This is a genomic window from Mycobacterium rhizamassiliense (genome assembly GCF_900157375.1).
Classification (GTDB): Bacteria; Actinomycetota; Actinomycetes; order Mycobacteriales; family Mycobacteriaceae; genus Mycobacterium; species Mycobacterium rhizamassiliense.
This window is the reverse complement of record NZ_LT721901.1, coordinates 2,475,307-2,499,318: the sequence shown is the minus strand read 5'-3', so window position 1 is coordinate 2,499,318 and position 24,012 is coordinate 2,475,307. Positions and strand designations below refer to the sequence as shown.

The window sequence follows — 24,012 nt, the reverse complement described above, 5'->3', positions numbered from 1 at the left end:
GAGCTAGCTGCGCGGCAGGCCGAGCACTCGCTGGGCGATGATGTTGCGCTGAATTTCCGAGGTGCCGCCGGCGATGGTGCCGGAAAAGCTGCGGGCATAACGTTCGAACCAGCTGGCGAAATAGTGGTCGAGGTTCATGTGCGCGTACGGCCCGGTCTGGCCCGGGTGGACGAGCCCGTCGGCGCCCGCGGCAGTGAACGCCAGATCCATCCCCCGCAGCTCGGCTTCCGAGCCCAGCAGCTTGAGCACCGAGATCGCGGCCACGTCGTCCTCGCCGCGGGCCGCGCGGGCCAGGGCCGCCGACCCCAGCAGGCGCAGCGCCTGCTGGTCCATGATCGTCGAGGCGTACGCGTCGCGCTCGACGTCGGTGCCGGGGCGGAAGTCGTCGATCATGTTCTCGATGCGGTCGGCGAAGCCCAACCACATCATGGTGCGCTCGTGGCCGAGTGAACCGTTGGCGACCGACCAGCCCTGGTTGAGTTCACCCACCAGGTTTTCCGCCGGCACCCGCGCGTCGGTGAAGAACACTTCGTTGAAGTCCGTGTCGTCGATCGAGCAGATCGACGGGAAGGGCCTGCGCACGACGCCGGGGGTGTCGGTGGGGATCACCAGCACGCTGATTCCCTTGTGCTTGGGCGCGTCTGGATCCGTCCGCACGAACGTCAGCAAGATGTCGGCGTCATGCGCGCCGGAGGTCCAGACCTTCTGCCCGTTGACCACGAAGTGGTCGCCGTCGAGCACCGCGCGGGTGCGCAGCGACGCGAGGTCGGAACCCGCGCTGGGTTCGCTCATCCCCAGCGATGCGGTGATCTCGGCGCGCAGGATGGGCACCGCCCAGCGTCGCTTCTGCTCGTCGCTGCCGAACGACAACAACGATGCGCCAACGATATTCACGCCCTGCGGGTTGAAGCTGTGGTAAATCCGGCGGCGGCTGAGCTCCTGCAGGTAGACGAACTGCTGCAAAACCGACGCGTTGCGTCCACCGAATTCCGGCGGCTGACTGGGTAGTAGCCAACCGTTGTCGAACAGCAGCCGCTGCCAGCGGCGGGCCCAGTCCGGCATGTGCGAGACCGAGCGCGGGCGCTCGAGGGTTTCGCTTGCGGGAGGCAGGTTTTCGTCGAGGAAGGCCGAGAACTCCGCCCGGAACGCCTCGACGTCGGGATCAAAAGTCAGCTGCACGGTATTCCTCTGCGATCCGCGCACGATGCTCCGCCGCGCCGCCCAGCAGGAGTTCGCCCGCCTTGGCGCGCTTGAGCGCGAACTGCAGGTCGTTCTCCCACGTGAATCCCATCGCGCCGTGCAGCTGCAGGCCGTGCTTGAACACCACCGATTGGCATTCTCCCGCAGACGCTTTGGCCATCGCGGCCGCGAGCCGGCGGCGGGGATCGTCGGCGGCGATCGTCAGGGCGGCGAAGTACGCCAGCGCCCGCGCGCGCTCCACCGCGACGTGCATGTCGGCGGCCTTGTGCTGCACGGCCTGGAACGAGCCGATCGCCACGCCGAATTGCTGGCGGCTTTTGACGTGCTCGAGCACTAGGTCGAGGACCCGCTGGCAGGCGCCGACCATCGTGATCGCCATGCCGGTCAGGGCCACGTGGTGGGCGCGTTCGGCGTCCACGGTCAGCCGCTCGGTGTCGGGCACCCGCACCTCGGCGAAGGACAGATCGGCGACATGCAGCACCGGGTCGAACACCGACGAGCGCCGGGCCGACACCTGGTTGGCGGCGACCAGGAACACCCCGGCATCGGTGACCACGGCCAACCGGTCCGCGCGATCGCCGTCCAGCACGTGGCGCGCCGTGCCGTCGAGCATCCAGCCTTCGGCGTCGCGGTGCGCGACGACGCCCTGGTAGACGGCGGTGCCGGACTCGTGCGGGTCGAACCTGTCCGCGGCCAACGGGGCGAATTGGCTCAACGTCGCCAGGAACGGCGTGGGATCGGTTGCGCGGCCTAGCTCTTCGAGCACGATCGCCAGCTCGACCGCGCTTTCCGGATCGCTGAGCTCGGTCCAGCCCTGGTCTACATACGACTTCCACAGCGGGCTCGGGTCCACGCCCTCTTCGGCCACGCTGCGCACCAGCGACGCGGGGCACTGCTTGGCGACGGCGTCGCGCACCGTGCTCTGCCACAGTCGCTGATCAGCATCGAACTCCAACAGCATTGGGGCCGCCTCCTGTCGTCACCGCCTCAGCGAGAATAACATTCTCGCTCTCGGAAGTAATAATCTCGGTTTCGGCGTATGACGTATCGATCGGCGTCGCCGTCCGACCTCTGGTCAGGGCGTCGATTGCTCCCGTCCGGCGGACAAGAGTCCGTCGGCGGGCTCGTCCCAACGGTCGAGGTTGACGAACTCGGCGAGCTCGCGGCGACGGACCGGTCCGTGCTGTCCTTTCGGCCAGCCGATCACGATGTGGCCGGCCACCAGCCAGCCGTCCGGCACCCCGATGGCATCCCGCAGCAGCTGCTCCCCGCCGTACGATGCCCAGCTGGTCAGGCACGCGCCCAGGCCCTGGGCGCGGGCGGCCAGCAGGAAGTTCTGCATGGCGGGAAACACCGAACCGCCGAGCAACAGCTCGGAGGCCGTCGGGTAATGCTGCTGGGCGAACAGGACCGACGTGAACTCGCCGGCCCGGTCGTGCAATTCGTAGGTGGCGCGGTAGGTACGGGCGCGGCGGCTGTTGTCGTCGGGCGCGGGGCGACTCATCCCGTAAACAGGCTCGATCACCTCCAGCGCGTGAGCGGCGGCCTTGCCGACGACCGCCCGTTGCTCGGGAGAACGCAGGACGACGAACCGCCAGCCCTGCGCGTTGGCGCCCGAGGGCGCCCAACGGGCGGCTTCCAGGCAGCGGGCCAACACCGCCTCGTTTACGGGCTCGTCGGTAAAGCGCCTGATCGTCCTGGCGGTCGACATCACTTCCCAGACATCGCTGCTCGCTACCGCCATGGTGACTCCTTCCGGCACGGGCTTTCCTGAAGCAACCTAGCGTGCCGGGGGTCCCGACCGATCGCCGCTAGCCAAGAGTGATGTCGTCGTCGCCCATCCAATTCACGAATCGCTGCAGCGGATACATCGCGTCGTGCGGGCTGCCCAGCACGTGCGCATTCGCGGTCCCCAAGCGGCACAACCGTTGCGCCCCTTGGCTGGCCAGCCGGTCGCGCAGCTCTTTCTTGCGCTCGTAGGGGTAGATGCCGATGGTCTGGGTGGCGACGTTGACGTAGCGCACTGCGTCGTCGAGCGATTCGACCATCACGACGTTCGACGTCTTGTTGGTGGGCTGAAATTCGACGGGCCGGTCCGAAAGGATGACCAGGCCGCGGCCGTCGAAGCCACCCCACACCTTGAGATCGCCCATGGCTTCGGCCACCTGGATCTCGTCGCGCGACTCGGCCGACAACGGCGGGGCCGCCGCGGAAGCGAATTCGCGGTCCACGGCCAGCCGCTGCGCCAGCGTGGCGCACAGCGATTCGACCTGGGCCCGTAGGCCTTCCACGAACGCGAAGCGGCTGGCCAGGCAGGCCTCCTGGTTGAACACCGTGGTGTCGGCCGCCAGCCGATCGGCGACGTCGGCAACGCGGTCCTGCGACTCGAAGACCTCGCGACCGATCATCGAGATCGACGACTTGGGGTCGAACGAGATCATTTGGATTCCCGGGCCCAGGTATTGGATCACGTTATTGATCGCCTCGCCCCCGCCCCAGGCGACAATCTTGTCGAAATACTGCGGCCGATACAGCGTGCGTTCGATGGCGGTGTCGCCGCCCTGCCAATAGACCGCGGACATCGACTGCACGACAGGATGTTTCGGATCGATCCCCGCCATTGTTCGCAGCACCGCCACCGTGGTGAACGGGTCGCTCGACGGCATCTTGAACAGGTTGACCGCCTTGACGAGGGCGCCCTGCGCGATCGACGCGACACAACCGGACGGGGCATTGCCCGCCAGCATGTGCACCATGCGCGACGGGAACGCCCGCACCGCACCCTTGTTGCCGTACATGTCGGTGTGCTCGACCCAGCTGTCCAGCGCCTCGCGATTGGCGAAATTCGAGTCGACCATGCTCTGAAGCAGCGGCTTGGTCAGGTACATCGGGGCCTGGCGATAGAGGTTCTCCACCACGCGGCGCGGCAGCGGATTTGTCGCCGCGATCAGCTCCAGGCACTGCTGCAGGTGGGGGTTGCGGTCCAGGTGCAGGCGCTCGCCTGTTTCGGCTAGGAAGTCGATGATTTCGGCGAGCTTGACGTCCAGCAACGGCGGCAGCTGCGATCGCGGCATCACCAGCGAGTCCAGATCGATTGTGGGAGTGACGAAGTCAGCGCCCAGATCGCGCGATCGGTGGCGCACCGCCTCGCCCTCGACCAAAACGCCCTGGACGAAGTGGGGCGCCCGCAGCGCATCGACGGACGTCATGACACACCGCGTACGTAGGCGTCGATGCTGCCGGCGCAGGTGATCTTGTCTCCACCCGGCAGGTCGGAATAACGGGTGATCTCCCGATCGATCGTCGGGCCCTGGTGCCCGCACCGGCACTTGGCGAAGCTGATGTTAATCCGGTCCCCGCTGATCACGCCGCCCCAGCGGCCTTCGATCGAGGCGTCGAAAAACGCTGCTCGCGCTTCGATCTCGCCGGTGCCCGGGTCCACCAATTGCTCGCCGGCGCTGTCCAGCGGCAGCATCATCACCCAGGGCGAGACGTGGTATCGGCCGCCATGGCAGAGCGGGAACACCGCGTTGATCTCGCGCATGCTGTAGGCGTGGTAGAGCCGCTCTTCGGCGACGTTGAACGTCTCCAGGATGTATTCGCGGTAATTCTCCGGCAGCACAGTGCCTTTGAGGCCGCCGGCGACCATCATCGCGTTGTTGGGGTTGAAGTCGTCACCGCCGTGGCCCTTGGCGCGGATGCCCTCGGCGATCTGATACAGGGTCGCGAACATGCCTGCCGCCAATAGCGGCAACGCCCGCGCCTCGATCACCGCGTCGACCGCCTTTTTCGCCGAGGTATCCATGTCGGCGGCACGCTGGGTGGCGATGCGTTCGAAATCCGCGATTTCATTCGGGCGCGCGGTGCCCTCGGTCAGCTTGCGCCGCAGCGTGATCATGTCGACCATCGACCCGACGGTGATCGGCTCGCCGTCGCCGAATTGGTAGGACGGATACCGCGAGGAGAAGCACTCGACCATGGCCTGACGGATCGCGTCCTCGCGCGGCGCGGCGAATTGCGGTCCCAGGCCCAGGAATTTGCGGTCCTCGCCGCGGGTGAGGCCGGTGGCCCACAGCAGCGCCGCGCTGTTGATCCTCCCCGAGAGTTCGATGTCGGTCTCGGTGCACGACAGCATGGCCGGCTTTCCGGTGGTGCCGCTCGAACACGACAGGAAGTGCCCGACGGTCTCCAGCTGCTTGATCCAGTCGTCGAGCGTCTGCACCCCGCTGGTATCGAGCCCCTCGACCTTGCGGGTGGACACGGTCGCGAGCCACCTGCCCATGCGGTCCCACTGGCCATCGTTCAGCCAGCCTTCCCCGTAGGTCTTATAGGTGGTGTGGGCGAACAGCAGTGGCACCAGGTCGGCGGTCTGCGTGATCTCTTTGACCCTGCCCGATTCAGCGCGGTTGGCCAGCAGCGGAATGCGCTGGGCCTGGGCCGCGAGCCGCTCGTTGGCCGCCGCCAGCTGCACGGGCAGCAGCTCGGCGGGTGCGATGTCGAAGCAGTCGTCGGCCCCGACCAACGCCACCAGGCGATCTACTGCAGATGTCATGCGGTGCTCCTTGCGCGGGCGATGCGGTCGCCATTAAGTAAACATCATCGTATATTAATTTTCCAGGCTCACGACCGGTCGCGGGCGTGCCGCCGGCACCGCTCGGCCAGGACTTCCGCGAGCCGCGCGGGTTGGCTGAACATCACGTCATGGCATGCGTCGAGGCAGACCATGGTGTCGATGCCGCCGAGTGATTTGATGGCGTCGAGTTGCTGGCGCCTCGATAGCGCCCGGTCCCGCAGGGTCATGATCCAGGTCCGCGGCACGCCGTTGGGCAGACCGCTGCGGTCTGCCGGTTCGAAAATGACGGCCGGCGATTCCATGCAGAGTCGCGACAGCGTGAGCTCGCGCTGCTCGCGCGTCATGCCGTTGCAGAATGCGAAACGCGCTAGGGCCCTTGGCATTGGGAACGATCTCTGAATCCGCCCCGCCGAACGCGCCAACGGGACCAGGGGCCCGCGCAGCGCTGCCACCACCGATGACCCCTGCGGCGGCACGAACGCCGCCAACAGGATCATTTCGCGCACCCGCGCAGCACCCAGCTTCGCCACGATGCCCGGCACGGTGAGCCCACCCATCGAATGCCCAACGACCACAACGTCGTCGAACCCGGCGTCGTCGATATCGGCAACCGCGGAGTTCACCCAATCGGCGATCGTAACGGTGGCCAGGTCAGCCGGCCTACTGGCGCGGCCGGGCAGATCGACCGCCAGGACTCGCAATTCCGGTGCGCACCTGGACAATTCGGCCATGGTCAGGTCCCAGCAATCAGCGGCGTGCGCGCCGCCGTGCACCAACACCAGACCGGGCCAGGTCATCGCGGTGTCACTCCCGACGCAGCACGCCGCGTAGGAACAGGTCGACGGCGCGCTGCAAGTGGCGCTCCTCCTCCTCGGAGCTGCGGTAGATGCCGGAGTCCGCCAGCCGAGCGGGCAGGTGTTCGACGAGCGCGATGAAGTGGCCCGCGGTCAACTCGGGATCGTCCACGTCGATGGCCCCCGCTTCGTGGTGGCGGTGCAGCAGATCCATCACCTGCCGGTGCCGCGGCGACCACGTCATCGAGTGCGCACTGACCGCAAATTCGGGGAACCGCGCCGACTCGGTCATCGCGATCCGCTTCAGGCGCACGACGTCGGGGTCGATGGCCCGCGCGAGCCCCGCCCGGCCGACCGCGACCAGCGCGGTTCGCAGGTCGACGTCGTCGATCTCCTGGGCGGCCTCCCGCTCCGTCGTGCGGGTGAGCGCCCACGGAATGACGTCAAGAAAGACAGCACGTTTGTCGGGATAGCGCGCGTAGAGGGTGCGTCGCGTGATGCCGGCCGCCTTGGCGATCGCGTCCATGCTGGTGCCGTCGTAGCCGTGCTTGACAAACGTCGCGACCGCGGCCTTGCGCAGCTTTTGGTGCAGCTTCTTGGCTTCGGCCTGCGTCGGGCGCCCACGCCGGGTTGTGGTGACCACGGAAATATACATTAACGTGTAGATAACCGTTGGGACGACAAACTCAGCCAAGGGGTCACCGTGACTAGCACGCAGTCATTCATCGACGGCGAATCGGTGGCCTCCGCCGACCTTTACGACAACATCGACCCGGCCACGGGGCGGTCCCTCGGATCGGTGGCGCGGGGCGGTAGTGACGAGGTGGATCGGGCCGTCGGTGCCGCGGCGGCCGCGTCGAAACTCTGGCGCGAAACGTCACCGGAGTCGCGCGCCACGCTCTTGACCCGCATCGCCGATCTGATCACCGAGAACCACGAGCGGTTGGCCCGGCTCGAGAGCGAGGACACCGGAAAGCCGCTGACCCAGGCCCGCACCGATGCGACCGTCGCGGCCCGGTATTTCCGCTTCTACGGCCACGCCATCGACTCCTACTACGGTCAAACCATCCCGCTGTCAACGGATCTGCACGTGTACACCCGGCGGGAGCCGTTCGGAGTCACCGGGCACATCATCGCTTGGAACTACCCGATGCAGTTGCTGGCCCGCGCCGTGGCCCCCGCGATCGCCGTGGGCAATTGCTCCGTGGCCAAGCCGGCCGATGAAACACCGCGCACCGCAGTCGAATTCGCGCAGATCGCTATCGACGCGGGCTTGCCGCCCGGGGTCTTCAACGTGGTGACCGGGATCGGCGCCGAGGCGGGCGCCGCCCTGGCGGCCCACCCGGGAATCGACCACATCGGTTTCGTCGGATCCACCCAGATCGGCTCGCTGATCGCCCACGCCGCCGCCGACCGGGTCGCACCCACCACCCTGGAGCTGGGCGGCAAATCTCCCCAGATCGTCTTCCCCGACGCGGATTTGGAGCGCGCTTCGGAGTCGGTCGCGAAGGCGATACTGCAGAACGCCGGTCAGACCTGCTCGGCGGGATCGCGCCTGCTGGTGCATGACTCGGTGCACGACGCCTTGGTCGAGATGGTCCGCCAGCGGTTGCGGTCCGTGACGATCGGGCCTGGGCTCGAGGATCCCGACCTGGGGCCGCTGGTCTCCCGCAAGCAGCAGCAGCGGGTCGAGTCGATGGTCACCGGCAAGACCAAGGGTGAAATAGTCTGTGGCGGTGCGCCTCCCGACGACCCGAGGCTGGCCGACGGCGCCTACTTCGGGCCGACGGTGATCACCGACGTCGATCCCGCGGACACCATAGCCCAGGAGGAGATCTTCGGTCCCGTGCTGACCGTCAATCGATTCCGCACCGAGGAGGAGGCGATCGCGTTGGCCAACGGCACGCAGTACGGTCTGCTCGGCGCGGTCTGGACCACGGACCTATCCCGCGCGCACCGGCTCGCCGCGGAGATCCGCGCGGGCCAGGTCTATGTGAACACCTACGGCGCCGGCGGCGGGGTGGAACTACCATTCGGCGGATTCAAGAAATCCGGCTACGGCCGCGAGAAGGGTTACGAGGCCCTCGACATGTTCACGGCCACCAAGACGGTCGTCGTACGCCTTTAAAGGAGAAGAACATTGGATCGCGAAACATATCAGCGGGGGTTGGAAATCCGTTCCGCCGTGCTGGGCGAAGAGTACGTCGGCCGCGCAATGGCCGCCGCTGACGACTTCACCGAGCCGCTACAGGATCTCGTCACCGAATACTGCTGGGGCGCGGTCTGGGGTCGCGATGGGCTGCCCCTGAAGACCCGCAGCATGCTCAACCTGGCGATGATCTCAATCCTCAACCGGCCGAACGAATTGCGCACCCATATCAAGGGCGCGCTGACCAACGGCGTCAGCCGCGACGAAATCCGGGAGATCTTCCTGCAGGTCGCCATCTACGCGGGAATGCCCGCGGCGGTCGACAGCTTCCGCATCGCCTCCGCGGTCTTCGGCGAGCTGGATCAAAGCCAGGACAAGGACTGACGCCCGCGATGAAGATTGGATTCATCGGGTTGGGAAACATGGGTTTTCCCATGGCAACTCGGCTGCTCGGCGAAAAGCATGACGTCGTCGCCTTCGACACGAGCGGCGCGGCGCTCGACCGCATCGTCGCCCTGGGGGCGCAGCCCGCGGCGTCGCCCAAGGAGGTGGCCGATCGAGCCGAGACGGTGTTGGCCAGCCTCCCGACACCCGCGGTGTGCCTCGAGGTGGCCACCGGCGCCACGGGCGTGATCGAAGGCTCGAGCGTCAAACGCTACGTCGACCTGTCCACCGCGGGCAGCCAAACGGCGGTGCAGATCCATGACCTGCTGGCCGGCCGGGGCATCGCCGCGTTCGACAGCCCGGTCAGCGGCGGTGTCGGCGGGGCCGAAAAGGGCGCGCTGGCCGTGATGGTGTCCGGCCCGCGTAACGAATTCGATTTGGTACGAACCATTCTCGAGGCAATCGGGCGCCCCTTCTACATCGGCGAGAAGCCGGGGTCGGCGCAGACGATGAAGCTGGCGAACAACATCCTGGCGGCCAATGTCTTGGTCGCGACGGCAGAAGTCGTTGTCATGGGCGTCAAGGCCGGTCTCGACCCGGCGGTGATGGTCGACGTGCTCAATGCCGGTTCGGGCGGCACGAGCGCTAGCCGGGACAAGTTTCCGCGCGCAATCCTGCCCCGCACTTTCGATTACGGCTTCGCCACCGGCTTGATGCTCAAGGATGTGCGGCTCTATCTCGACGAGGCCAGGGCCCTCGGCGTGCCGGTCGAGGTGGCCGAGACGATCGGCCGTCTTTGGGAGGCCGCCGCGCGTGACCAGGGCGCGGACTCCGACTTCACGGCGATTATCAAGCCGTTCGAGAATGCCGCCGGTGTCACTGTGGGACAGGCGGATACACCGTCGGTCTAGAAGACCGCGTACCACATCGCGATGTATTGACAGATGGCCGCGACCGCGGTGCAGGCGTGAAAGAGCTCGTGGTAGCCGAACGTTCGCGGCCAGGGGTCGGGCTTGCGCAACGCATAGAACACCGCGCCGATGCTGTACAGCGCGCCGCCCACCGCCAGCAGCACCGTCGCGGCCACCCCGGCGTTGTGCAGGATCAGCGGGGTGTACCAGATGGCCACCCAGCCCAGCAGCAGGTACAGCAGCACCCCGAGCCATCGTGGCGCCGACGGCCAAAACATCGTCAGCAGGATTCCGGCCACCGCGCCGCCCCACACGATCGAGAGCACGACGTATCCCGTGGTGCGCGGCATGTCCAGTCGGGCGAACGGCGTGTAGCTGCCGGCGATGAACACGAAGATCATGGAGTGGTCCAGCCGCCGCATCCACTTGCGGACGACCGGCGACTCCCAGTCGACGCGGTGGTAAATCGCGCTGACACCGAACATCGCCACGATCGCCAGGGCATACGTCAGCGTCGAATGTCCGGCGCGCTTGGACGCCAGCGCCCACGACACCACCACCAGGGCCGAGCCGGCGAAGAAGGCCGCGACCGCGCAGTAGAGGTGGATCCAGCCCCGCAGCCGTGGCTTGTCCAGGGCGTCGGCGGCACTGTCGACTGCCGCGGCCTCGTGTCCAGGGCCGGGCTGAGAGACCAAGTTAGCTGGGGAGCTCATCGTTCTCCTCACTACCATTGAGCGCTCATTGGATTGTCCCGCACTGGCTTTGGCGCTCGCTATGTCTCATCTGTGAATCGTCTGTGTCGGGGCCTGACGTGCTGACCAGTCCGGCCAATGTTGTTGCGCGCGCACAACTTCGTTGCGGCTCGGGCTCCACGTCGATCACTGTGGGCCAAGCGAGCTGCGGAGAGATGTCGACCACATCATCGTCAAGTTGGCCAAAGCCACTGACCAGCAGCGCGTGACAGTTGTCGCTGCCGGCGTGATGACGCGCGTAGATATACGTGCCGGAGACGCGCCGATCACGATGCGCGGGCGCCACATACAGCGCCGCGTTCTCCATCCAGCCCAGCTTGGAATCGCTGAGCACCACGGGCATCTCACCCGGCAGCTCCGCGAGCACACGGCGCAGTTGGTCGACGTTCATCAGATTCCCAAACCGTTCTTACCTCCCAATTCACCAGCCATCCGTCATCCCCGCGGTGCGGCGGGCTGGCGAGGCGATCCGTCCTCAACCTGGGAGTGCCAGAGTAGGAGCGGGCCGCTGAGAATCCACTGAGAACGCGTGTGAGCTGCGGTGTTCTCAGCCGATGCGAAGACCGGCAGAATCAGATCGTGCCCCTATCCGCGATTTGGCCGCTTCGGCGAGATGAGTCCTCGCTGCGCCTTGCGAACCTGGGTGTCCCCGCCCGCTCGGCCGCGGTATCGGCGATCGTCGTGTTGGTGGCGCTCGCGCTTGCCGGCGCGATATTGGACGCAATCCTGTACCGGTCGTTGCTGGATGCCGTCGACGACGCCACCGCGGCCAGAGTCCGCAACATCGTGGAAGAACTGCGGTCCGAACCGCCCGGCGGCCTCGACAGCGCACTGCTGGATACCGACCAACACGTGGTTGCGGTCCAACTCATCGCCCCCGATGGCAAGGTGATAAGCCGGTCCGGTCTAGCGCCGGACACCGCGCTGATCCCCGTCACACGGTTCGACCTCAACTTGCGCCGTGGCATCCCCGACGACGAAGTGCCCACTGACAACATGCGGATCAGCGGCCAACGGGTGAACACCGCGACCGGTGAATACACGGTGCTGGTTGGCGGGGGTAGCGAAGCCGTCGAGGCCACCGCGCGGGCCGTCGCGCTGCTCTTCGCTTGCGGCGCACCGATAATCGTCGCGGTAGCGGCAGCGGCGAGCTACTGGCTGGTTCGCCGGTCGCTGCGCTCTGTCGACGCAATCCGCAGCAGGGTCGCCGACATCTCGGCTTCGGATTTGGCCGAACGAGTTCCCGTCCCCACCAGTCGCGACGAGATTTCGGCCCTGGCGGTCACCATGAACGAAATGCTGGCGCGTATCGAGGCGGGACACCGGACCCAGCAGCGCTTCGTCAGCGACGCTTCCCACGAACTCCGCAGTCCGTTGGCCACCATCATCTCCGGGCTGGAAGTCGCCGAGGCGCATCCCGAGCTGCTCGACGCGGAATTGGCTGTCGGCACGCTACTTCCGGAGGCCCACCGGATGCGTGTGCTGATCGAGGACCTGCTGCTGCTGGCTCGCACCGACGAACAGAGCCTGGTGTTGCGCAAGGACGAGGTGCGCCTTGACGAGCTCGCCGAGGTCGAGGCGGCCCGGGTGCGGCGCGACACCGGGTGCGCGATCTACACCGACCTATCCCCAACGCGTCTGATCGGCGACCCGGCGGCGGTGGGGCGCATCATTCGTAACCTCGTCGAAAATGCTGTCCGCCATGCGAAATCACGAGTGGACATTCACAGCGGCAGCCGCGAAGGCTCCGCGGTCCTCACCGTCAGCGACGACGGCCCCGGCATTGCCGCGGCCGATCGGGCCCGGGTCTTCGAGCGGTTCGTGCGACTGGACACCGACCGCGCCCGCAGCGGCGGCGGAACCGGACTGGGCCTGGCGATCGTCGCCGAGGTGGTGGCCGCGCACGGCGGCACCGTCACCATCGACGACCGGCCCGACGGAGGTACCGCGATGATCGTGACATTGCCCCAGCGGCCATGCCGATAATCGGCGGTTCAGCGCAGCGAGTCGAGCAACGTATTCAAGGCCCGAGTCTCGGTGGCCGGGTCGGGATGCCCCGCCCGCACGGCGCTCAGGGCGGCATCGGTTTGCCGGTCAAGCACGGACCAGGCCGCCCCGTCCATCGGGCGTAGATTGGGTTCGGCTTCGTCCCAAGCAGTTTCGAGATCCGTGATGCGGTCCCTGGCGCCGCGCTGATCGCCGCCCCGCACCTTGCCAAGAGTGTCCTGGGCGATCACCCGGAACTTGGCGATCTCGGCGGGCGGGAAGTGCGCGGAAGCCGATCCCGGGACAAGCGTCGAAGCAACCGGCTTTGCGCCCCCCTCGTCATCGGTTTCCATGACGAATTTGGAATGGCCGGCCGACCACATCACCAGGCCGACTACCGTCGCCGCGGCGACCACGGCGTAGTAGCCGAGCATCACCCGCTCACGGGCGAGAGTCGTTGCGGCGGGCAGGTTTCGGTCCTGCCCCACCCTATCGATGACGTCGACCCGGCTGACGGTGAGATAGACAACCGTGACCAGGATCGCGGCCAGGAAGGCGGCGCTGGTGACGGCGGTGCCCAGGCCGACACCATGGACGGCGGGCGACGACGCCAGCCAGTCGCCGAGGTTCGCCCCCAGCGGTCGGGTCAGGATGTAGGCAAGCCAGAACGACAGCACCGGGTTGGCGCCCATTCGCCAGCCGATCAGGACCGCCACGATCAGCCCGGCAGGCAGCAACACCGAGACCCCTGCGCCCCACCCGGTGAGCTCCAGCGTCAGGTCGCCCGCGGCGGTGCCCAGCGCGAAGGTGACAAGCACTGCGAGCCAATAGAACAACTCCCTGGGCAGCGTCACGATGCTATGGATCGACAGGGTGCGTTCCCGCGCGAACCACACGCCGAAAACCACCGCCAGCGCCACCGCGAATACACCCGTGCTCACGCCCAGCCGAACGTGCAGATCGTCGGTGAGGATGTCGGTGTAGAGCGTGCCGGCCACGCTGAAGACGACCACGGCCAACCAATACACCGATGACACATAGCGATTGAGAGTCAACTGCCATGCCATGACCGCGGCGAGCGCCACCGTGAAGATCAGTGCGGTCGTGTTCAGGCCGAGGCCCACTGTGATGTTGAGCCAGTCCGCAAAGCTCTCACCGACTGTGGTGCACAGGATCTTGATGATCCAGAACCACGCCGTCACGGCGGGCACCTTGCTCAGCGACGGCCGCTGGATCTGCCAGCCCGATCCGGTTATCTCAGTCACGCCGCAGACGGTACAAGAGGATCGCTGAGACGGCGCTGAGAAGCTTTCGCCTAGCCCATCATCCGGTAGCCGACACCGCGGAGCGTTTCAATGCTATTGGTACCGAAGGGAATATCGATCTTACGACGCAGGTAACCCATGTAAACCTCGACGACGTTGTCGGGCCCTTCGTGGTGGGCGTCCCAGACGTTCTGCAGTATCTCGGCCTTCGTCACCACGACGTCCTTCTTGCGCATCAGGAATTCCAGCAGCCCATATTCACGGGGAGTCAGGGAGATCGGGTCGGAGCCGCGCTGCACCACGTGCCGGGCGGGATCCAGCGACAGCGATCCAGCCGTCATCACAACGGGCCGCTCCGGCGCACCGCGGCGCGCCAGTGCGCGCAGCCGGGCCACCAGCACCCGAAACGAAAACGGTTTCGTCAGATAGTCATCCGCCCCGAGGTCGAACGCGTCGGTCTCGTCGTACTCGCCGTCCTTGGCGGTCAGCATCAGCACCGGCGTCCACACGTCGCGCGCCCGCATCCGGCGCAAGACCTCGTATCCGCTGTGTCCCGGCAGCATGATGTCGAGCACCACGACGTCGAAGCTGTTCTCGAGCGCCTCATGCAGGCCTTCGATGCCCGTGCCGACGGACACCACGACGAAGCCCTCGGCCTTGAGCCCCCTCGACAGGGTCGCCGAAAGCCGCGCTTCATCCTCGACAAGCAGGACCCTCATATCGGTACGCTACGTCGCCCGCCGCGCGCACGAAAGGAGTGCTGGGGTCATGCGTTTGGGCCCACGCCCTCGCCGGCCGCCGTCCGATCGGCGGTCTCGGCGCTCCCGGGGTGGCTCCCAGCGCGCTGCGGCAGGACGATGAGCAATGCGACGATCACCGCCCCGAGGACCGCGGAGGCCAGCGGACGGCTCAGGGCCAGGCCGCCGCTGGCGACGGGCTTGTCCAGCAGGTCGCCCACGGTCGCGCCCAGCGGCCGCGTCAGGATGAAAGCCACCCAAAAAAGGGTGACGCGGGAGATGGGAGTCCAGTAGTACAGGGCCACCACCGCGAGCAGAGCCGCGCCGAAGACCAGCGCGCCGCGCTCGTAGCCAAAACCCCTGGTGTCGGCCAGCCAATCGCCCAGCGCGGTGCCGAGCGTCTGGGAAAACGTGATGGTCGCCCAATAGAACGCCTCCACTTTCGGCGTCGAGACCGTGCTGACCGACACCGTCCCCTCCGACCATCGCCAGAGCCCCAGCGTCGCCAACAGACAGGCCAGGAGCAAAAGGGTGCCTCCCGTGTAACCGATCCCGAGCGACCGGTCGGCAAAGTCGGCCAGCACGGTGCCGAACGTCGTCGAGGCCACGATCGTCGCCCAGTACAGGGACGCGTGGAATCGCCCGGCGAAGATCTGCGCGGCAATCAGCGCCACCAACGCGACCCCGAAAAGCGCGACCCCGGCGGCGTACCCCCAATTCAGCGTCATCGTGACGGTGTCGCCGCCGGTCTCGCCCAGCGTTGTCGCCAGGACCTTGATGACCCAAAAGCCCAAAGTGACCGCCGGGACCTTCGTCAACGCCTGTCTCGTCACGTCCGTCATCAACCGGCCTTCCGTTCTCGTTCGAAGGGGCGGGCGGCGAATCGTTGCGGCCAAGCCGACCTCAATGCTTGCGCGGCAGCGCTGAGAAAACGCTGAGATCGGGCCCGCGTGACAGTTGTCAGCAAATCTGTAATGTCCGCGTACCGCCGGACCGGGCCGCCGCGAGAACCCCCAAGCAACGTCCCGGGCGCGGCTCACCGCCTCCGACGAATCCGGAGAATGGTATTATCCGGATTGAAGAACGACGCTTGCTCTGATGGTACCAATACCGGCACCTACCAGGGCTTATAAATAATCGAGATGCTTACCGGAAATCCATTGATCGACGGCCGACGAGAATGTTAGATTATCTATCTTATGACCGGGTTGGGCTCACTTTGGCTACCGGAACCGAAGGGTGGCTGTCGTGATCGAACACGCTGACGGGACAAGCACACCGCTGATCGATGCGAGCGTGCACATCTTCTTTCCGTCGAACAAAGCGCTGCGCAAGGTCCTGCGCGAGCCGTTCAAGAGCCGCGGCTTCCCCGACTACGAGATGGACTGGTACGGCGCCCCCGGCGGCGAGTACGCGCCCAACACCGAGGGCCCCGATCGCCAGTACCCCGGTTCGGATCCGGAATTCGTTGGCAATGAACTGTTTTCGAAGCGCGGGGTCGACATCGCCGTCCTGCATCCGGCGGCCCGCGGCATCATGCCCGACCGCCATCTGGGCAGCGCGCTGCACGCCGCGCACAACGAGATGATGGTGTCGGACTGGCTCGAGTCCAGCCAGTTCGGCGAGCGGTTCCGCGGCACCATCCGGGTGAACCCCGACGACATTCCGGGCGCGCTGCGCGAGATCGAGAAGTGGCGATCGCATCCGCGCGTGGTCCAGATCGGCGTCCCGCTGCAAAGCCGCGAGCTCTACGGCAAGCCCCAGTTCTGGCCGATCTGGGAAGCCGCGGTCGACGCGGGCCTGCCGGTCGCCGCGCACATCGAGGTCGGGTCGGGCATCGCATTTCCACCGACCCCGAACGGCAACACCCGCACCTACGAGCAGTACGTCAGCTTCATGGCGCTGAATTACCTGTACCACCTGATGAACATGATTGCCGAGGGCGTGTTCGAGCGCTTCGAGGGTCTCAAGTTCGTCTGGGGCGACGGCGCCGCGGACTTCATCACGCCGTTCATCTGGCGGATGGACACCTTCGGCCGCCCGCACCTGGAGCAGACGCCGTGGGCGCCGCGGATCCCCAGCGATTACCTGCCCGGGCATGTCTACTTCATTCAAGGCAGCCTCGACGGCCCCGGCGACGTCGAGTTCGCCGGCGAATGGTTCGGCTTCACCGGCAAAGACGACATGGTGATGTTCGGCTCGAGCTACCCGCACTGGCAGCTCGGTGATGTCAGGAAACTGGCCAGCGCCCTGAGCGCCGAGCAGCGCGACAAGGTGTGCTGGCGAAACGCGGCGCAGCTCTACGGCATAGACATTCCCGCCGGGGTGGGCGCACAGTAGAAGTACGACGTGAGACTGAGGAGTTTCAGATGACGTTGACCCATTCGCAGGAGCGGGTCCCCGCTGCCGAGCGCATAGCCGTCCGATGCGTCGACTCGGATGTCCACCCGGCGCCCAAGCGCGGGGAACTCCTCCCGTACATCCCCGAGCCGTGGCGCAGCAAGTACTTCCTCACCCGCACGGTGGGCGAGCAGATCTACTATGACGCCCCCGACTACGCGCACTCCTATGCCATGCGCGTGGACGCCTTCCCCGCCAACGGCGAATTCCCTTGCAGCGACCCGGACTTGGCGTTTCGCCAGCTGATCATGGAGGCCGGCTCCGACATCGCGATCCTGGAACCGGCCGCCTACCCGGCGCGCCTGCCCGAGGCGCAACACGCGATGTCGGCCGCGCTGAACGACTGGCAGGCCAACCACTGGCTGGACAGCCACAACAACTGGCACGAGCGGTGGCGCGGTTCGATCTGTGCCGCCATCGAGGAGCCGGAAGAGTCGGCGCGCGAGATCGAGAAATGGGCGGGGCACCCGTTCATGGCGCAGGTCCTGATCAAGGCCGAGCCGCGGCCGTCCTGGGGCCACCCGAAATACGACCCGATCTGGGCGGCGGCCACCAAGCACGACATCACCGTGAGCTGCCACCTGTCGCGCAGCCAGTTCGACGAGCTACCGATCCCGCCGGTCGGATTCCCCAGCTACAACCACGACTTCATGGTGACCTACTCGCTGCTGGCCGCCAACCAGGTGATGAGCCTGATCTTCGACGGCGTCTTCGACCGCTTCCCGACGCTGCGGATCGTCTTCGTCGAGCACGCATTCAGCTGGATCCTGCCGCTGATGTGGCGCATGGACGCGATCTACGAGGCGCGCAAGTCGTGGATGGACATCAAGCGCAAGCCGTCGGAGTACGTCAAGGACCACATCAAGTTCACCACCCAGCCGCTGGACTACCCCGAGGACAAGACCGAGCTGACCCGCGCCCTGGAGTGGATGGAGTGCGAGAAGATTCTGCTCTTCTCCTCGGACTACCCGCACTGGACGTTCGACGACCCGCGCTGGCTGGTCAAGCACCTGCCCAAGCACGCCCGCGACGCGGTCATGTACAAGAACGGCATCGCGACCTATCACCTGCCCGAGACCGTGCCGGTCCTCGAGGGTCAGACCCGGGTGCTCTGAGTTGACCGAAGAAACCAAACGGCCCGAGCCACGTCTCGCCCAGGGCCGCGAGCACGTTGTCGCCACCGTAGACGAAATCCCGCCGGGCACACACAAATTGGTGCCCATCGGACGTCACGGGGTGGGTGTCTACAACGTCAACGGCACCTTCTACGCGATCGCGAACTACTGCCCGCACGAGGGTGGCCCGCTGTGCTCGGGACGCCCGCGCGGGCGCACCATCGTGGACGAGAGCGTTCCCGGCGACGCGGTGATGGTCCGCGACCTGGAATTCATCTATTGCCCTTGGCACCAATGGGGTTTCGAGCTGGCCACCGGTACCACCGCGGTCAAGCCCGAATGGAGCATTCGCACCTATCCGGTGCGTGTCGTCGGCAACGACGTTCTGGTACAGGCCTAACTACAGGAGAATCAGGTGCCTTCTATCGAGATCAACGGGGGAAATGTTGTCTACGAAATCCTCGGTGACTCAGGCGATCTCATTGCACTGACGCCGGGCGGCCGGTTCAGCAAGGAGATCGAGGGCCTGCGCCCGCTGGCCGAGGCGCTGGCCGAGGGCGGCTATCGGGTGCTGCTGTGGGACCGGCCCAACTGCGGCGCCTCCGACGTCCAGTTCTACGGCCAGAGCGAGTCGCACATGCGCGCCGAGACGCTGCACAAGCTGGTGACGGGGCTGGGCTTCGAGCGCTGCATCCTCGCCGGGGGATCCGGCGGCGCAAGGGATTCCATGTTGACCACGATGCTCTACCCCGAGATGGTCACCAAGCTGGTGGTGTGGAACATCGTCGGCGGCATCTACGGCTCGTTCGTGCTCGGCTCTTTCTACATCATCCCCAGCATCCTCGCGGTGCGCGGCACCGGCATGGACGGCGTGATCAACGTGACCGAGTGGAAGGAGCGCATCGCGGAGAACCCGGCCAACAAACAGCGCTTCCTGGACTTCGACAAGGACGACTTCCTCAAGCTCATGCTGCGCTGGCTCAACGCCTTCGTGTCCAAGCCCGGACAGACGATTCCCGGTGTAGAAGACGAAATGTTCGACCGGATCAAGGTCCCCACGTTGATCATTCGCGGCGGCGAAAACGACATGGACCACCCCAAGCGGACGTCGCTGGAAGTCAGCTGCTTGATCAAAGGCTCGAAGCTCATCGACCCGCCGTGGCCGGAGGACGCCTGGGAGCGGGCCTCCGAGGACCGCGCCGCCGGCCGGGTCAAGCACTTCAACATGTTCGACACCTGGGTGCAGGCCGCGCCCGCCATCCTCGAATTCCTAGGCTCGTAATGGGTCTACACGGTGCGAATGTGGACCTCACAGTTGAGCGACGCCTCCAGCGCCGTGTGGACTCGGCTTTCCGGGATGCGTTCGAGGTCGGACTCCCGCAGCGTCACGTAGACGATGTCGAATCCGTCGTCGCCGGGTGTGCGCTCGATCTGCCCGGTGAGCCCGAACGCGGACAACACCCCCTGCGCATCGTCGTCGGTTCCCCGGCTGACAAAGGTGATCACACCCGGTGCGGGGCTCGAGCCGAACGCCTTGGCGCACAACCCGATTGCGGTGTCTTTCGCCGTGTCGCGATCTTCGGCGGCGATGAGCAATTCGACCTCGCGGCGGCTGACGGGCATGGACGCCAGGTCGTTCTCGACCACGCCGGCGCCGCTCGCGGCCGCGAGTTCGAGGAGGGCCGCCATGCCGTCGCGTAGCTGCGCGGGCGTCAGCACGCCGTCCGGGTCGACGTGGACGCGCACCACCGCAGTTCGCATGTGCGCAAGCCTAACCAAGACGACGGCAGGCCAGCTTTGAACACCACCCAGTCCACCACCATCACCACCGCCACCCCGCCCGGGTGCACGCCGCGGCTGCTGACCGAGCGGGCCGGCCGGGAAGACCTGGCCGCTTATCGGCAAGCCGGCGGCTATGCCCCGCTCACCGATCCCGATGCGCTGCTGAGCGAGGTGGAAGCCAGCGGACTCGTCGGCCGGGGTGGCGCGGCCTTCCCGCTCGCGGTCAAGTTGCGCACGGTGCGCGACAACGGACGGCTGATCGCCGAGACCGGCGGCACGGTCGTCGTCGCGAATGGTGAAGAGGGAGAACCGGCTTCGGTCAAGGACCGTTGGTTGCTGCGCAACCGCCCGCACCTGATTTTGGACGGGCTCCGGTTGGCCGCCACGATCGTCGGCGCCGACCGTGCCTACGTCTACGTGTCCGACCCCGAATCCGCGCACAGCGTCGAAATCGCCCTCGGTGAAATCGATTCCCAACCCATCCGGGTCGAGCTGCTGACCGTGCAGCCCGGCTATGTCGCCGGCGAGGAGACCGCCGCGGTCCGCATGATCAACGAGGGTCTGGCCAAGCCGACGGACAAGCCGCCACGGCCCTTCGAGGCCGGCGTCGACGACCGGCCCACCCTGGTCAGCAACGTGGAGACGCTGGCCAACCTGCCTTACCTGCAGCGCCACGGCGCGGCGGCGTTTCGCGCCGAGGGCACATCGCTGTCCCCGGGCACGTTCCTGGCCACCATCACCGGGGCCGGCCGCGCGCCGGTGCTCTATGAACTCCCCCACGGCCTGCCGTTCACCGAACTGCTTGCCCTGCATGGGGTTTCACCCGACCAGGTGCGCGGGGTGCTGATGGGCGGTTACTTCGCCGGCTTGCTCGACCGCCGCGTACTGGAGACCAACCTGGATCACGAGACCATGCGACGCATGGGCAGCGGCCTGGGCTGCGGAGCGATCTCGGTGATCACCGACGACTGCCCGGTCGCGGTCGCGGCTTCGGTGCTGGCCTACTTCGACCGCGAAAATGCCGGGCAATGCGGTTCGTGCTTCAACGGGACCGCGGCGATGGCCGCCGCCGCGGGGGCGCTGCGCGACGGCGCCGCGACGACCGAGGACGTCGAGCGATTGCGCCGCTGGTCGGTGCTGCTGCGGGGCCGCGGTGCCTGCGCGACGCTGGACGCCGCCACCAACGTCGCCGCCACCCTGCTCGACCAATTCCCGGACGACGTCGCCGCGCATCTGGGCGGCACGTGCCAGGGCTGCTCCCCCGCCGCCTTCCGGGCCGACCGCCCCTACGAGGCGGAGGCGCACGCATGAGGATCCGCTTGGACCGCACCGTCTGCGACGGCTTCGGGGTCTGCGCCAAGCACGCGCCCGGGTACTTCTCGCTGGACGACTGGGGCTACGCGTCCCTCATAGGGGACGGCACCGTGGCCGAGGCCGACCGCGACGCGGTGATGCGGGCGCTGCTGGACTGCCCGGTGCACGCGATCACCGAGATCGGCCAGCACAGGTTCCCCGCGCCGCAGCCTCCGCTCACCGACGAAGACGATCCGGCGGAACGGCTCAAAACCGAAGAGAACGAAGCGGAGTGGGGCTTTACGCGCTGACCTGTGTTTCGGCGGCGGCAAAGGCATAAACTGAAGCCATTCGAGCTCGGGATGCTCCCAATAAGGAAGGCCTACCATGAGTCGATTTGGTCGAGGTCTGGCCGGCGTTGTCGCGGCCGCGTTTGCGGCGCTCGCGGCGACCGTTGTCGCGACGCCGGGGATCAGCTGGGCGGGTTGCGACCGCAACATGTCGCATAACGATGTGACCAACGCGTGCACTCCGCCGCCGCCAATGCCGGCGTGGTACGTCCCGCCGCCGGCCTACGCTCCGCCGTTCGCGGCGCAGGATGTGCCCCCACCCCCTCCGCCGCGGCCATCGTGGTCACCGAACGAACCGATGTGGAATGCGGGCTTTCACCAGTGGGGTACCTATATCACCGGCACCTGGGTGCCGTACTGACAGTGCACTCCAGATCGCGCCTGATGTGCCGTTCTGCCCGCCTCCGGGCGGCAATCTCCACCTGCGCACACTGTTCAAATAGCCTGTGCCACTTGGGTTTCTGTGGTCACTGGCTCGCGTCCTTTCGGCGGGTCCCGATAATTTCGGAGTATGAGCTTCGACGAGGTCGCGCCAGTGCCCTAGATCGTGCCTGCTAGCGGGTGATAACGTAATTCTCCGATTCGTATAACGGGCCTACCAGTTCCCGCGCGACTCCCGGAGGTGACGTGTCAGCAGCACCGGGCCGCCCACTGCCCCTGGTCACGCAAGAGAACGAGTTCTTTTGGACCTCGGGTGCCGACGGAAAGCTGCGGCTGCAGGAATGTAAGGCCTGCGCAGCCCTGATCCATCCGCCCGCGCCGGTATGCCGCTACTGTCGCTCCCGCGACGTCGGGGTACGCGAGGTCTCCGGGCGGGCGACGCTGGCCGGGTTCACCATCAACGAGCGGTTCAGCCTGCCCGGGCTGGCGGCGCCCTACGTGATCGCCCAGGTGGCGATCGCCGAGGACCCGCGCGTGCGGCTGACCACCAACATCGTCGAGAGCGATGCCGACTCGCTCGAACTCGGCCAACAGGTCGAGGTCGTCTTCGAGCAGGTCGAGGACGTCTGGTTTCCGCTGTTCCGACCGGTGCCGAACGCCGAGCCCGCCGCACTGCCGGAAGACGAGGTGGCGCCGGAACGCTTCGGCGACTACATCCGGCCGATGCTCACCACCGAGAAGTTCGAAGACAAGGTGGCGCTGACCGGGATCGGCATGTCGCCAATCGGGCGGCGGCTGATGGAATTGCCGCTGTCCCTGACTGTGCAGGCCTGCGAGGCGGCCATCGCCGACGCGGGGCTGATGTATGCCGATATCGACGGCCTGTCCACCTACCCCGGCGCGATCAACGTCGGCGGGTTCGGCGAGGGCGGCACCTCCGCTCTCGAGGCCGCGCTGGGCATCCGGCCGACGTGGCACAACGGCGCCATGGAGACGTTCGGTCCGGGCGGCTCGGTGATCGCGGCGATGCTCGCGGTCGCCTGCGGGCTGGCGCGCCACGTGTTGTGCTTCCGGACGCTGTGGGAGGCCACCCACGGCGAGCTGATGAAGCAGGGCAAGATCACCCCGTCGATGGGCCGGATGTCGGGCTGGCAGATGCCATTCGGCGCCACGTCGGCGGCGCACACGTTGGCGATGAACGCGCAGCGCCACTTCCACCGATACGGCACCACCAAAGAGACGCTGGGCTGGATCGCGCTGAACCAGCGCGCCAACGCCGAACTCAACCCGACGGCCATCTACCGGACCCCGATGACGATGGACGACTACCTGAACGCCCGGCCCATCACCACGCCGTTCGGCCTGTACGACTGCGACGTGCCCTGCGACGGCGCGATCGCCGTCATCGTCTCCGCCGTCGACGCCGCCCGCGACCTGGCCAAGCCGCCCGTCCTGGTGGAGGCCGTCGGAACCCAGATCGTCGAGCGACTCGACTGGGACCAAAGCACTTTGACGCACGAGCCGCAGGTGCTGGGCCAGGCGGCGCACGTGTGGACGCGCACCTCGCTGCGGCCCACCGACGTCGACGTCGCCGAGCTCTACGACGGGTTTTCCTTCAACTGCCTGTCCTGGATCGAGGCGCTGGGCTTCTGCGGAATCGGCGAGGCCAAGGAATTCCTGGACGGCGGCAAGAACATCGCGCGCGACGGCCAGTTGCCGCTCAACACCCACGGCGGTCAGCTGTCGCATGGCCGCACGCACGGCATGGGGCTGCTGCACGAGGCGATCACGCAGCTGCGCGGCGAGGCGGGTGATCGCCAGGTCGCAGGCGCCCGCGTCGGTGTGGTCAGCAGCGGAGGCCTCACACCCAGCGGCGTGCTCCTGCTGCGGGCCGACACATGAGTCGCGCCGCCGACGATGCAGAGCGGAGCGATGAGGAG

25 protein-coding genes are annotated in these 24,012 nt (G+C 66.7%); 12 read left to right on the top strand and 13 right to left on the bottom strand.

Going from position 1 to position 24,012, the window contains the following annotated elements:
- Window positions 1–3: 3 nt before the first annotated feature.
- From MRAB57_RS12280 to MRAB57_RS12250, 7 genes are all read right to left on the bottom strand, one after another.
- Window positions 4–1,179 (bottom strand): acyl-CoA dehydrogenase family protein, encoded by a 1,176-nt coding sequence (locus tag MRAB57_RS12280; protein WP_077087792.1) that lies wholly within the window; start codon window positions 1,177–1,179, stop codon window positions 4–6.
- Window positions 1,163–2,161, bottom strand: coding sequence for an acyl-CoA dehydrogenase family protein (locus MRAB57_RS12275; RefSeq protein ID WP_077090569.1), 999 nt, complete (start codon window positions 2,159–2,161; stop codon window positions 1,163–1,165). The genes MRAB57_RS12280 and MRAB57_RS12275 overlap by 17 nt, the downstream gene beginning before the upstream one ends.
- A gap of 114 nt (window positions 2,162–2,275) precedes the next feature.
- A complete protein-coding gene (locus MRAB57_RS12270) occupies window positions 2,276–2,944 on the bottom strand; it encodes a nitroreductase family protein (protein WP_077087791.1) in 669 nt (222 codons plus the stop codon).
- A gap of 67 nt (window positions 2,945–3,011) precedes the next feature.
- Window positions 3,012–4,409, bottom strand: a complete 1,398-nt coding sequence (locus MRAB57_RS12265) for an acyl-CoA reductase (RefSeq protein WP_077087790.1) — start codon at window positions 4,407–4,409, stop codon at window positions 3,012–3,014.
- Complete coding sequence (locus MRAB57_RS12260) at window positions 4,406–5,752, bottom strand: hypothetical protein (RefSeq protein WP_077087789.1); 1,347 nt, start codon at window positions 5,750–5,752, stop codon at window positions 4,406–4,408. The genes MRAB57_RS12265 and MRAB57_RS12260 overlap by 4 nt, the downstream gene beginning before the upstream one ends.
- 68 nt (window positions 5,753–5,820) lie before the next feature.
- Window positions 5,821–6,570 (bottom strand): alpha/beta fold hydrolase, encoded by a 750-nt coding sequence (locus MRAB57_RS12255; protein ID WP_077087788.1) that lies wholly within the window; start codon window positions 6,568–6,570, stop codon window positions 5,821–5,823.
- Window positions 6,571–6,577: 7 nt separating this feature from the next.
- The gene (locus tag MRAB57_RS12250) at window positions 6,578–7,222 is read right to left on the bottom strand and encodes a TetR/AcrR family transcriptional regulator (protein WP_077087787.1); all 645 of its coding nucleotides are present in this window, start codon (window positions 7,220–7,222) and stop codon (window positions 6,578–6,580) included.
- A 48-nt stretch (window positions 7,223–7,270) separates the two neighbouring features.
- Between MRAB57_RS12250 and MRAB57_RS12245 the strand changes: the two genes are divergently transcribed.
- The 3 genes from MRAB57_RS12245 to MRAB57_RS12235 are packed head-to-tail and all read left to right on the top strand — an operon-like array spanning window position 7,271 to window position 10,011.
- On the top strand, window positions 7,271–8,695 hold the full coding sequence (locus MRAB57_RS12245; protein WP_077087786.1) for an aldehyde dehydrogenase family protein: 1,425 nt from the start codon (window positions 7,271–7,273) through the stop codon (window positions 8,693–8,695).
- A gap of 12 nt (window positions 8,696–8,707) precedes the next feature.
- Window positions 8,708–9,100 (top strand): carboxymuconolactone decarboxylase family protein, encoded by a 393-nt coding sequence (locus tag MRAB57_RS12240; protein ID WP_077087785.1) that lies wholly within the window; start codon window positions 8,708–8,710, stop codon window positions 9,098–9,100.
- 8 nt (window positions 9,101–9,108) lie between these two features.
- Window positions 9,109–10,011: an NAD(P)-dependent oxidoreductase gene (locus MRAB57_RS12235; RefSeq protein WP_077087784.1), complete on the top strand. Its 903-nt coding sequence runs from the start codon at window positions 9,109–9,111 to the stop codon at window positions 10,009–10,011.
- Here the strand turns inward: MRAB57_RS12235 and trhA are convergent.
- Window positions 10,008–10,724: a PAQR family membrane homeostasis protein TrhA gene (trhA, locus tag MRAB57_RS12230; RefSeq protein WP_077087783.1), complete on the bottom strand. Its 717-nt coding sequence runs from the start codon at window positions 10,722–10,724 to the stop codon at window positions 10,008–10,010. The genes MRAB57_RS12235 and trhA overlap by 4 nt on opposite strands.
- 25 nt (window positions 10,725–10,749) lie before the next feature.
- Window positions 10,750–11,154, bottom strand: a complete 405-nt coding sequence (locus tag MRAB57_RS12225) for a hypothetical protein (protein WP_077087782.1) — start codon at window positions 11,152–11,154, stop codon at window positions 10,750–10,752.
- Between the two features lie 188 nt (window positions 11,155–11,342).
- On the opposite strand from MRAB57_RS12225, the gene MRAB57_RS12220 reads away from it, so the two are divergent.
- A complete protein-coding gene (locus MRAB57_RS12220; RefSeq protein WP_425436743.1) occupies window positions 11,343–12,749 on the top strand; it encodes a sensor histidine kinase in 1,407 nt (468 codons plus the stop codon).
- An 8-nt stretch (window positions 12,750–12,757) separates the two neighbouring features.
- On the opposite strand, the gene MRAB57_RS12215 is transcribed toward MRAB57_RS12220, so the two are convergent.
- Genes MRAB57_RS12215 through MRAB57_RS12205 form a run of 3 tightly spaced genes read right to left on the bottom strand, consistent with a single transcriptional unit; the run spans window position 12,758 to window position 15,593 of the window.
- On the bottom strand, window positions 12,758–14,014 hold the full coding sequence (locus MRAB57_RS12215) for a COG4705 family protein (protein WP_077087781.1): 1,257 nt from the start codon (window positions 14,012–14,014) through the stop codon (window positions 12,758–12,760).
- Between the two features lie 50 nt (window positions 14,015–14,064).
- A complete protein-coding gene (locus MRAB57_RS12210) occupies window positions 14,065–14,733 on the bottom strand; it encodes a response regulator transcription factor (RefSeq protein WP_077087780.1) in 669 nt (222 codons plus the stop codon).
- Window positions 14,734–14,780: 47 nt separating this feature from the next.
- Window positions 14,781–15,593 carry a COG4705 family protein gene (locus MRAB57_RS12205; protein WP_077087779.1) on the bottom strand — a complete coding sequence of 271 codons (813 nt, stop codon included), beginning with the start codon at window positions 15,591–15,593 and terminating at the stop codon, window positions 14,781–14,783.
- Between the two features lie 406 nt (window positions 15,594–15,999).
- On the opposite strand from MRAB57_RS12205, the gene MRAB57_RS12200 reads away from it, so the two are divergent.
- From MRAB57_RS12200 to MRAB57_RS12185, 4 genes are read left to right on the top strand one after another with little or no spacing between them, the layout of a single operon-like run.
- Window positions 16,000–17,091, top strand: a complete 1,092-nt coding sequence (locus tag MRAB57_RS12200; protein WP_077090567.1) for an amidohydrolase family protein — start codon at window positions 16,000–16,002, stop codon at window positions 17,089–17,091.
- Window positions 17,092–17,120: 29 nt separating this feature from the next.
- On the top strand, window positions 17,121–18,266 hold the full coding sequence (locus MRAB57_RS12195) for an amidohydrolase family protein (RefSeq protein ID WP_077087778.1): 1,146 nt from the start codon (window positions 17,121–17,123) through the stop codon (window positions 18,264–18,266).
- A 1-nt stretch (window position 18,267) separates the two neighbouring features.
- Complete coding sequence (locus MRAB57_RS12190) at window positions 18,268–18,666, top strand: Rieske (2Fe-2S) protein (protein WP_077087777.1); 399 nt, start codon at window positions 18,268–18,270, stop codon at window positions 18,664–18,666.
- Window positions 18,667–18,681: 15 nt separating this feature from the next.
- The gene (locus tag MRAB57_RS12185; RefSeq protein ID WP_077087776.1) at window positions 18,682–19,548 is read left to right on the top strand and encodes an alpha/beta fold hydrolase; all 867 of its coding nucleotides are present in this window, start codon (window positions 18,682–18,684) and stop codon (window positions 19,546–19,548) included.
- A 5-nt stretch (window positions 19,549–19,553) separates the two neighbouring features.
- Here MRAB57_RS12185 and MRAB57_RS12180 read toward each other — a convergent pair whose 3' ends face one another.
- Entirely contained in the window at window positions 19,554–20,027 is a 474-nt protein-coding gene (locus MRAB57_RS12180; protein ID WP_077087775.1) for a hypothetical protein, read from the bottom strand.
- A 36-nt stretch (window positions 20,028–20,063) separates the two neighbouring features.
- On the opposite strand from MRAB57_RS12180, the gene MRAB57_RS12175 reads away from it, so the two are divergent.
- The 4 genes from MRAB57_RS12175 to MRAB57_RS12160 all read left to right on the top strand — a co-directional run bounded on the left by MRAB57_RS12175 (window position 20,064) and on the right by MRAB57_RS12160 (window position 23,974).
- Window positions 20,064–21,359, top strand: a complete 1,296-nt coding sequence (locus tag MRAB57_RS12175) for an NADH-ubiquinone oxidoreductase-F iron-sulfur binding region domain-containing protein (protein ID WP_077090566.1) — start codon at window positions 20,064–20,066, stop codon at window positions 21,357–21,359.
- Window positions 21,356–21,652 carry a ferredoxin gene (locus tag MRAB57_RS12170; RefSeq protein WP_077087774.1) on the top strand — a complete coding sequence of 99 codons (297 nt, stop codon included), beginning with the start codon at window positions 21,356–21,358 and terminating at the stop codon, window positions 21,650–21,652. Before MRAB57_RS12175 ends, MRAB57_RS12170 begins: the two co-directional genes overlap by 4 nt.
- Before the next feature lie 76 nt (window positions 21,653–21,728).
- Window positions 21,729–22,052 (top strand): hypothetical protein, encoded by a 324-nt coding sequence (locus MRAB57_RS12165; RefSeq protein ID WP_077087773.1) that lies wholly within the window; start codon window positions 21,729–21,731, stop codon window positions 22,050–22,052.
- A gap of 266 nt (window positions 22,053–22,318) precedes the next feature.
- Window positions 22,319–23,974 carry a thiolase C-terminal domain-containing protein gene (locus tag MRAB57_RS12160; RefSeq protein WP_077087772.1) on the top strand — a complete coding sequence of 552 codons (1,656 nt, stop codon included), beginning with the start codon at window positions 22,319–22,321 and terminating at the stop codon, window positions 23,972–23,974.
- Window positions 23,975–24,012: the final 38 nt, after the last annotated feature.